This is a genomic window from Vibrio sp. Y176, from assembly GCF_033438945.1.
Genome location: NZ_JAWOQS010001135.1, coordinates 1 through 527 on the forward strand (window position 1 = coordinate 1; position 527 = coordinate 527).

At 44.0% G+C, this 527-nt stretch carries 1 pseudogene; it reads right to left on the reverse strand.

Features of this window, described 5'->3' with window-relative positions:
• Window positions 1-527 (reverse strand): annotated as a pseudogene (locus R7O13_RS30615) (calcium-binding protein); the annotation flags it as partial.

Here is a 527-nt window from a genome sequence, read left to right on the forward strand (position 1 = left end):
GATCTGAGTATAGGAATCAACCAAGATATCTTTACCTTGGTCTTCAAGAAGGTCAGCTGAGTCAAAGCTCTGTTCGTCAAAGAAGTCATCAGTCAAACGGTACTTAACCTCTGTGTTTTCAGGGAACTGAGTGGTTTCATCTATAATGACTTCCTGACCATTACCATCCACATAATACAACTCTCCGTGTTCAGGGAGGTCAACAACCTGTATTAGAATATCACCATCATTGGCCGCAACTGCATCATCTTCAATGTCTTCAACTCGTTGCTCATTGGTGCTAGTTAGCCCATCGAACTCTACATCCTGAACAGGGAAAATGCCTTCTTGGACATTGAGGGAAATGATGAAATCAAGAGCGATTGGTGGCGTAGTCGGGTCATCATTATCGATGATGGTCGTATCAACATACGCATTAGTGAGGTCAAGCGCCTCGAAAATAGGATTGTCGTCACCATCGACAATACTAGCCACACTAACTCGATAGACTTCATCCGGCTCGTCATCGGAATCATCGACAGTGTCAA